Consider the following 7734-nt stretch of genomic DNA (forward strand, 5'->3'; position numbering starts at 1 on the left):
GTGGCTGGCAGGACAGCGCCAGGAACGCTGACGTCGGCGGCTACCGGCTGCGTGCCGAGGCTCAGTGCGCCCGGCTTCACACCTTCGGCCGGCGGRCCAGCCTGGGCCGCGCCGCCGATCGCCATCAGGCGCGCGGTGGACTCTTGCGGCGAGTAGCACAGGCCCTTATCCGAGCAGCCCTGGCCGGTGGACACCAGGGTGAACGGACCGGCGGCCTGCACCGGAATCAGGATCGTCACACTGTGACGGTAGGTTTCGACATTCTTGTTGAAGGTCTCGTCGAACTTGACCTTGCCGGGCGGGATCTGGGGCGCACCGAGCGTGGCGCCATCCGCTCGGAAGGCAAAGCGCTCGCGGTACATGTAATACCCTTCCGCGATGTCGTAGGTGACGGAGATGGTCTTGCCATCCACCACCTTGGCCGAAAATTTAAAGGCGACAGCGGGGTCGAGGAAGTCGTCTTCCGCACGCGCCGGGTTGGCGAACAGCGTGAAGAACAGGAGCACGGCGGATAGCAGTGCCAGCAATCGGGAGTGGGAACGCAGCATGGATTCGGGACAAATGGATGAACAACAACGCAGGCAAATAGTACACCCATGCATGCTTTTCCGTGCGCATATAAAAAAAGCCGGGCAATGCCCGGCTTCTTAATCAACCAGCTGACATTACTCAGCGGTTGGTGCCTCTTCAGCGGTGGTGATCTCTGGACGATCAACCAGCTCAACGAACGCCATAGGAGCGTTGTCGCCATGACGGAAACCCATTTTCAGGATACGCAGGTAGCCGCCGTTGCGGTTTGCGTAACGTGGGCCCAGTTCAGCGAACAGCTTCAGAACCATCTCGCGGTCGCGCAGACGGGAGAAAGCCAGACGCTTGTTGGCCAGGGTGTCGGTCTTGCCCAGGGTCAGGATCGGTTCCACAACGCGACGCAGTTCTTTTGCTTTCGGCAGGGTGGTCTTGATCGCTTCGTGCTTCAGCAGCGAAACAGTCATGTTGCGCAGCATAGCCAGACGGTGGGAGGAGGTACGGTTCAGTTTACGAAGGCCGTGACGGTGACGCATAGTGCTTCCTTTCGATAATGTTTAAATCCGAGATCTTCGATCGCTCAGGCACAAGGCGAGAGCGCGGTCCGGTTAGAGTGAAAACGCCCGGCGCAACACGCGCCGGGCGGGTACAGCAAATTACTTCTCCAGGCCGGCAGGCGGCCAGTTTTCCAGCTTCATGCCCAGGGTCAGACCGCGCGATGCCAGAACTTCCTTGATCTCGTTCAGCGACTTGCGGCCCAGGTTCGGGGTCTTCAGCAGTTCGTTTTCGGTGCGCTGGATCAGATCGCCGATGTAGTAGATGTTTTCGGCTTTCAGGCAGTTCGCGGAGCGAACGGTCAGTTCCAGGTCGTCCACTGGACGCAGCAGGATCGGATCGACCAGCGGAGCGCGGGATGGCGCTTCGGCGGCGGTCTCGGTGCCTTCCAGGGCGGCGAACACGTTCAGCTGGTCAACCAGCACGCGGGCCGATTGGCGGATCGCTTCTTCCGGGGTGATCACGCCATTGGTTTCAATGTTGATGATCAGCTTGTCCAGGTCGGTACGCTGTTCCACACGGGCCGATTCCACGGCGTAGGAAACGCGGCGCACTGGGGAGAACGATGCGTCCAGAATGATGCGGCCGATGGTCTTGTTGGTGTCTTCCGACAGACGGCGCACGTTACCTGGCACATAACCACGGCCTTTTTCGACCTTGATCTGCATGTCCAGCTTGCCGCCGGCGGTCAGGTGAGCGATCACGTGATCCGGGTTGATCAGTTCAACGTCGTGCGGCAGATCGATGTCCGAAGCCAGCACGGCGCCTTCGCCTTCCTTCTTCAGGGTCAGGGTCACGGAGTCACGGTTGTGCACCTTGAACACGACGCCCTTCAGGTTCAGCAGCAGGTCAACCACGTCTTCCTGCACACCGTCCAGCGAGGAATACTCGTGAACGACGCCAGCGATGGTCACTTCGGTCGGCGCGTAGCCGATCATCGAKGACAGCAGCACGCGGCGCAGTGCATTGCCCAGAGTGTGGCCGTAGCCGCGCTCGAACGGCTCCATCACGACTTTGGCGTGACCGTGGCCCAGGGCTTCAACGTCGATAATACGTGGTTTCAACAAGCTATTTTGCATGGATAAATGTCCTTTTCATTACCCTCGGCTCGTTACACCGATAAGGCTGATGGCATTGTTTAAATGGTAAAACGGCGGGTCAATGACCCGCCCTACGGCGCAACCCAAACAGCAGGGTCAGACCCCAGGGTCTGACCCGAAGCTCGGGTTTGATTCAACGATTAACGCGAATACAGTTCGACGATCAGCGCTTCGTTCACGTCAGCAGCGATTTCATTACGCTCTGGCAGGGACTTGAAGGTGCCTTCCATCTTCTTGGAATCGACCGACACCCAAGCTGGCATGCCAACTTGTTCAGCCAGCGACAGCGCTTCAACGATACGGGTCTGCTTCTTGGACTTTTCGCGCACAGCGATCACGTCGCCGGTCTTCACAACGTAGGAAGGGATGTTCACGACGTTGCCGTTCACGGTGAAGGCCTTGTGGGAGACCAGCTGGCGTGCTTCAGCGCGGGTGGAGCCGAAGCCCATGCGGTAAGCTACGTTGTCCAGGCGGGTTTCCAGCAGGGACAGCAGGGTTTCACCGGTGTTGCCCTTGCGGCGGGACGCTTCAGCGAAGTAGCGGCGGAACTGACGCTCCAGCACGCCGTAGATACGCTTCACTTTTTGCTTTTCGCGCAGCTGGTTGCCGTAGTCGGAGGTGCGGGCACCCGACTTGACGCCGTGCTGGCCTGGCTTCACGTCCAGTTTGCACTTGGAATCCAGCGAGCGGCGGGCGCTCTTCAGGAACAGGTCGGTGCCTTCACGGCGGGCGAGTTTTGCTTTAGGTCCGATATAACGTGCCACGGTAGTTTTCCTTAAATATTTAAATGACGCCCCAGCCGCATCGGAGTGCGGTTAGGCGCTAGCCTGGCTCACTGTCAGCACAGGCGGTGGCTCAACAGCCATTCCCGGCAAGCCGGAAAGGCGAAAATAGCCGGACAGTATAACCGTTTCCGGTTCACTGTTCCAGCGATTTCCTTCAGGGACGGTGACCGGTGCACACCGCACCGGCCATGGTCTTGCTGATTCTTAGATACGACGACGCTTTGGAGGACGGCAGCCGTTGTGCGGCACTGGGGTCACGTCCTGGATCTCGGTGATCTTGATGCCCAGGTTGTTCAGTGCACGAACAGCGGATTCGCGGCCAGGACCAGGGCCCTTGATGCGAACTTCCAGGTTCTTCACGCCGCATTCCTGCGCCACTTTACCAGCGGCTTCAGCAGCAACCTGCGCTGCGAACGGGGTCGACTTACGCGAACCCTTGAAGCCAGCACCACCGGAAGTCGCCCACGACAGAGCGTTGCCCTGACGGTCGGTGATGGTGATGATGGTGTTGTTGAAGGAAGCGTGAACGTGAGCGATACCTTCAGCGACGTTCTTTTTAACTTTCTTACGAACGCGAGCTGCTGCTGCGCTGCTTTGTTGCTTAGCCATAATAGTTCCCTAGATTATTTCTTCAGCGATTGAGCGGCCTTACGCGGGCCCTTACGGGTACGCGCGTTGGTGCGGGTGCGCTGACCGCGGACCGGCAGGCCCTTACGGTGACGCAGACCGCGGTAGCAGCCCAGGTCCATCAGACGCTTGATGTTCATCGACAGTTCGCGGCGCAGATCGCCTTCTACTACGAACTTACCGATTTCATCACGCAGCTTTTCCAGCTCGCTGTCGTCCAGGTCCTTGACCTTCTTGTTGGTTGCAACGCCGGTCTGGGCGCAGATGAACTGCGCACGAGGACGGCCAATACCGTAAATCTCGGTCAGGCCGATAACGGTGTGCTTATGATTTGGGATGTTAACCCCTGCAATACGTGCCATTCGTTATTCCTCGAACTGATTAACCTTGACGCTGCTTGTGACGCGGTTCGACGCAGATGACGCGAACGATGCCCTTGCGCTTGATGATCTTGCAGTTGCGGCAGATCCGCTTAACTGAAGCGTTAACTTTCATGATTGCACTCTCTATGGTTCGATTTTCTAAAATTACTTGGTCCGGAACACAATACGAGCCCGGGACAGGTCATACGGCGTCAATTCAACCGTGACCTTGTCGCCAGGGAGAATGCGGATGTAGTTCATGCGCATTTTACCCGAAATGTGGCCGAGTACCACGTGTCCGTTTTCCAGCTTTACTCGAAATGTTGCATTCGGCAGATTCTCAAGAATCTCGCCCTGCATCTGTATAACGTCGTCTTTTGCCATTTATCGCGTCGGAATTCCGCCCTTGAAGTTAGCTTTGCGCAGCAGCGATTCATATTGCTGAGACATCACATAATTTTGCACTTGCGCCATGAAGTCCATGGTCACAACCACAATAATCAACAGGGAGGTGCCACCGAAATAGAACGGCACTTTCCACTGGGCTTGCATGAATTCCGGCAACAAGCACACGATGGTGATGTAGACGGCGCCCGCCAGGGTCAATCGGGTCAGGATCTTGTCGATGTAACGGGCTGTCTGCTCACCGGGACGAATCCCTGGCACAAAGGCCCCGCTCTTCTTCAAGTTATCCGCAGTCTCCTTGCTGTTAAACACCAGAGCGGTGTAGAAGAAGCAGAAGAACACGATTGCCACGGCGTACAACAGAGCATGGATCGGCTCACCAGGAGCCATCGATGCAGCCAGATCTTTCAGGAACCGCACCACCGGATTCGATGGGTCGGCGCCTTTCGAAAACCAGTCCACGATGGTAGCCGGGAACAAGATAATCGACGAAGCGAAGATCGGCGGGATCACGCCGGCCATATTCAGCTTGAGCGGCAAGTGACTGGTTTGGCCACCGTAGATCTTGTTACCGACCTGACGTTTGGCGTAGTTCACCAGAATCTTGCGCTGGCCGCGTTCCACGAACACCACGGCATAGGTCACAAATGCAACCAGGGCCACGATGACGATTGCCGAGAAGGCGCCGATGGTGCCCGTCGATACCTGGGTGAACAAGCCGCCCAGGGCATTCGGCAGGCCGGCAGCAATACCGGCGAAGATGATGATCGAGATGCCGTTACCCAAGCCACGCTCGGTAATCTGCTCGCCCAACCACATCAGGAACATGGTACCAGTCAGCAACGTCACAATCGTGACGAAGCGGAAGCCCAAACCAGGGTCCAGTACCAGGCCGGGCTGAGCTTCCAGCGCGACTGCGATACCGAAGGCCTGGAACAGCGCCAGGAACACTGTGGCATAGCGGGTGTACTGGGTAATCTTGCGACGCCCCGATTCACCTTCTTTTTTCAGCGCTTCCATCTGCGGCACGACGATCGACACCAATTGCATGATGATCGACGCCGAGATGTAAGGCGTAATGCCCAGTGCAAACACCGTGAAGCGCGACAGGGCACCACCCGAGAACATGTTGAACATGCCCAGGATGCCGCCTTCTTGCGACTTGAACAGTGCTGCCAGCTGTACCGGATCCACGCCGGGAACGGGGATATGAGCCCCGATCCGGTACACTACCAGAGCGCCCAGCAAAAACCACAGCCGGTTCCAGGGGAAGCCGGCGGCGGCACTTTTAGCAAGCTGTTGGTTCGTTGCCAATTTTCGCTCCGATCAAGCCAGCGGGACTCAGGCTACCGAGCCGCCGGCTGCTTCGATTGCGGCTTTCGCGCCAGCGGTCACCTTCAGGCCCTTGAGGGTCACTGCTTTGGTGATTTCGCCGGAAGCGATAACGCGCACGTCACGTGCCAGGACATTCAGCACACCCGCCTGCTTCAGCACCAGCAGGTCCACTTCGGACACTGCCAGGGCGTTCAGTTCGGACAGACGTACTTCAGCCTTGAAAGTAGCATTCAGCGATTTGAAGCCACGCTTCGGCAGACGACGCTGCAGAGGCATCTGACCGCCTTCGAAACCGACTTTGTGGAAGCCGCCCGAACGCGATTTCTGACCTTTGTGACCACGGCCAGCGGTTTTACCCAGGCCGGAGCCGATACCGCGGCCTACGCGACGCTTAGCGTGCTTCGCGCCTTCTGCCGGTTGAATGGTATTCAATTCCATTAGTTTCTCCTGATCGTAAGGGGTGCTTACGACACGACTTTGACGAGGTAGGCGACCTTGGTGATCATGCCGCGCACAGCAGGGGTGTCCTGCAGTTCACGCACGGAGTTCACACGGCGCAGGCCCAGGCCGCGCACGGTGGCACGGTGGTCCTGACGGGTGCCGATCAGGCCCTTCACCAGTTTTACTTTAATAGTGCTCATGAAGTTCCCCTTAAGCCAGGATGTCTTCAACCGACTTACCGCGCTTGGCGGCGATTTCGGCTGGAGTGCTCATTTTCGACAGGCCGTCCAGGGTGGCGCGCACCAGGTTGTACGGGTTGTTCGAACCGGTGGATTTCGCCACCACGTCGGTCACGCCCATCACCTCGAAGATAGCGCGCATGGCGCCACCAGCGATCACGCCAGTACCAGGCTTGGCCGGGGACATCATGACGCGCGAGGCGCCGTGACGGCCGGTAACGGTGTGCTGCAGGGTACCGTTCTTCAGAGGCACCTTGATCAGGTTGCGGCGGGCTTCTTCCATTGCCTTCTGCACACCGACCGGTACTTCCTTCGACTTGCCCTTGCCCATGCCGATGCGGCCATCGCCGTCACCTACCACGGTCAGCGCGGCGAAGCCCATGATGCGACCACCCTTGACCACTTTGGTCACGCGGTTGATCGCGATCATTTTTTCGCGCATGCCATCATCCGGCTTATCGGATGCCATTTTTGCTTGCATTTTTGCCATGATCGTACCCTTAGAACTTCAGGCCAGCTTCACGCGCGGCTTCCGCCAGCGCCTTGATGCGGCCGTGGTAACGGAAACCGGAGCGGTCGAAGGCGACTTCGGTGATGCCCGCTTTCAGTGCTTTTTCTGCGACGCGCTTGCCAACCAGTGCGGCAGCGGCGGCGTTGCCACCCTTGCCAGACTTGCCAGCCAGCTCGGCGCGCACTTCCGCTTCCACGGTCGAGGCCGAAACCAGAACTTTGGCGTCCGGGCTGATCAGGTTCGCGTAAATGTGCAGGTTGGTGCGGTGCACCGACAGGCGGTTCACTTTCAGTTGCGCGATCTTGATGCGAGTTTGACGTCCGCGGCGCAGACGAGATTCTTTTTTGTCCATCGTCAGCCCCTAATTACTTCTTCTTGGTTTCTTTGAGCTTAACCACTTCGTCCACATAGCGGACACCCTTGCCCTTGTAAGGCTCAGGGGAGCGGTAAGCACGAACTTCAGCAGCCACTTGGCCAACCTTCTGGCGATCAACACCGGTGATCACGATTTCGGTTGGGGTCGGGGTTGCCACCTTGATGCCGGCAGGCATGTCGTGTACGACTGGGTGCGAGAAGCCCAGGGACAGATTCAGCTTGTCGCCTTGCGCCTGGGCCTTGTAGCCCACGCCCACCAGGGACAGCTTCTTCTCGAAGCCCTTGGTCACACCGGTAACCATGTTGTTCACCAGGGCACGCAGGGTGCCGGACATGGCGTTCGATTCACGGCTGTCGTTGACCACGTCGAAGGTCAGGGTGCCAGCATTGTTTTCAACTTTAACCAGGCCGTTCAGGCTCTGGGTCAGGGTGCCCAGCGGGCCCTTGACGGTGATCGCTTGCGCGGAGATGGCG

Annotated in this window: 14 protein-coding genes; all 14 read right to left on the reverse strand. The window is 58.3% G+C overall.

Annotated elements, in window-relative coordinates; all coding sequences use genetic code 11:
* The coding region (locus AB4Z11_RS16305; protein WP_442026295.1) for a protein-disulfide reductase DsbD domain-containing protein at nucleotides 1–548 on the reverse strand (548 nt) is incomplete at its 3' end.
* Between the two features lie 117 nt (nucleotides 549–665).
* Nucleotides 666–1061, reverse strand: a complete 396-nt coding sequence (gene rplQ, locus AB4Z11_RS16310) for a 50S ribosomal protein L17 (RefSeq protein ID WP_442026296.1) — start codon at nucleotides 1059–1061, stop codon at nucleotides 666–668.
* A gap of 120 nt (nucleotides 1062–1181) precedes the next feature.
* The gene (locus AB4Z11_RS16315; RefSeq protein WP_395403206.1) at nucleotides 1182–2159 is read right to left on the reverse strand and encodes a DNA-directed RNA polymerase subunit alpha; all 978 of its coding nucleotides are present in this window, start codon (nucleotides 2157–2159) and stop codon (nucleotides 1182–1184) included.
* Nucleotides 2160–2320: 161 nt separating this feature from the next.
* On the reverse strand, nucleotides 2321–2944 hold the full coding sequence (rpsD, locus tag AB4Z11_RS16320) for a 30S ribosomal protein S4 (protein ID WP_442026297.1): 624 nt from the start codon (nucleotides 2942–2944) through the stop codon (nucleotides 2321–2323).
* Between the two features lie 225 nt (nucleotides 2945–3169).
* Nucleotides 3170–3574 (reverse strand): 30S ribosomal protein S11, encoded by a 405-nt coding sequence (gene rpsK, locus AB4Z11_RS16325; RefSeq protein ID WP_028101645.1) that lies wholly within the window; start codon nucleotides 3572–3574, stop codon nucleotides 3170–3172.
* A gap of 14 nt (nucleotides 3575–3588) precedes the next feature.
* Nucleotides 3589–3954, reverse strand: coding sequence for a 30S ribosomal protein S13 (gene rpsM / locus AB4Z11_RS16330; RefSeq protein ID WP_442026298.1), 366 nt, complete (start codon nucleotides 3952–3954; stop codon nucleotides 3589–3591).
* Nucleotides 3955–3973: 19 nt separating this feature from the next.
* Nucleotides 3974–4087: a 50S ribosomal protein L36 gene (gene rpmJ / locus AB4Z11_RS16335; RefSeq protein ID WP_442026299.1), complete on the reverse strand. Its 114-nt coding sequence runs from the start codon at nucleotides 4085–4087 to the stop codon at nucleotides 3974–3976.
* Between the two features lie 32 nt (nucleotides 4088–4119).
* Nucleotides 4120–4338, reverse strand: a complete 219-nt coding sequence (gene infA / locus AB4Z11_RS16340) for a translation initiation factor IF-1 (protein ID WP_005663428.1) — start codon at nucleotides 4336–4338, stop codon at nucleotides 4120–4122.
* A complete protein-coding gene (gene secY, locus AB4Z11_RS16345) occupies nucleotides 4339–5673 on the reverse strand; it encodes a preprotein translocase subunit SecY (protein ID WP_442026300.1) in 1335 nt (444 codons plus the stop codon).
* 27 nt (nucleotides 5674–5700) lie between these two features.
* Nucleotides 5701–6132, reverse strand: a complete 432-nt coding sequence (gene rplO, locus AB4Z11_RS16350) for a 50S ribosomal protein L15 (RefSeq protein ID WP_395403219.1) — start codon at nucleotides 6130–6132, stop codon at nucleotides 5701–5703.
* A 26-nt stretch (nucleotides 6133–6158) separates the two neighbouring features.
* The gene (gene rpmD, locus AB4Z11_RS16355) at nucleotides 6159–6335 is read right to left on the reverse strand and encodes a 50S ribosomal protein L30 (protein ID WP_395403221.1); all 177 of its coding nucleotides are present in this window, start codon (nucleotides 6333–6335) and stop codon (nucleotides 6159–6161) included.
* Nucleotides 6336–6345: 10 nt separating this feature from the next.
* Nucleotides 6346–6864 (reverse strand): 30S ribosomal protein S5, encoded by a 519-nt coding sequence (gene rpsE / locus AB4Z11_RS16360; RefSeq protein ID WP_442026301.1) that lies wholly within the window; start codon nucleotides 6862–6864, stop codon nucleotides 6346–6348.
* Nucleotides 6865–6874: 10 nt separating this feature from the next.
* Nucleotides 6875–7237 carry a 50S ribosomal protein L18 gene (rplR, locus tag AB4Z11_RS16365; RefSeq protein WP_028101651.1) on the reverse strand — a complete coding sequence of 121 codons (363 nt, stop codon included), beginning with the start codon at nucleotides 7235–7237 and terminating at the stop codon, nucleotides 6875–6877.
* A gap of 13 nt (nucleotides 7238–7250) precedes the next feature.
* A complete protein-coding gene (gene rplF / locus AB4Z11_RS16370; RefSeq protein WP_442026302.1) occupies nucleotides 7251–7730 on the reverse strand; it encodes a 50S ribosomal protein L6 in 480 nt (159 codons plus the stop codon).
* Nucleotides 7731–7734: the final 4 nt, after the last annotated feature.

The organism is Pseudoduganella sp. RAF53_2 (assembly GCF_052113985.1).
In the GTDB taxonomy this organism is placed as follows: domain Bacteria; phylum Pseudomonadota; class Gammaproteobacteria; order Burkholderiales; family Burkholderiaceae_D; genus Rugamonas.

Coding starts and splice junctions, on each gene's coding strand:
- rplQ (WP_442026296.1), bottom strand. CDS start 1,061: ATGCGTCACCGTCACGGCCTTCGTAAACTGAACCGTACCTCCTCCCAC.
- rpsK (WP_028101645.1), bottom strand. CDS start 3,574: ATGGCTAAGCAACAAAGCAGCGCAGCAGCAGCTCGCGTTCGTAAGAAA.
- rpsM (WP_442026298.1), bottom strand. CDS start 3,954: ATGGCACGTATTGCAGGGGTTAACATCCCAAATCATAAGCACACCGTT.
- rpmJ (WP_442026299.1), bottom strand. CDS start 4,087: ATGAAAGTTAACGCTTCAGTTAAGCGGATCTGCCGCAACTGCAAGATC.
- infA (WP_005663428.1), bottom strand. CDS start 4,338: ATGGCAAAAGACGACGTTATACAGATGCAGGGCGAGATTCTTGAGAAT.
- rplO (WP_395403219.1), bottom strand. CDS start 6,132: ATGGAATTGAATACCATTCAACCGGCAGAAGGCGCGAAGCACGCTAAG.
- rpmD (WP_395403221.1), bottom strand. CDS start 6,335: ATGAGCACTATTAAAGTAAAACTGGTGAAGGGCCTGATCGGCACCCGT.
- rpsE (WP_442026301.1), bottom strand. CDS start 6,864: ATGGCAAAAATGCAAGCAAAAATGGCATCCGATAAGCCGGATGATGGC.
- rplR (WP_028101651.1), bottom strand. CDS start 7,237: ATGGACAAAAAAGAATCTCGTCTGCGCCGCGGACGTCAAACTCGCATC.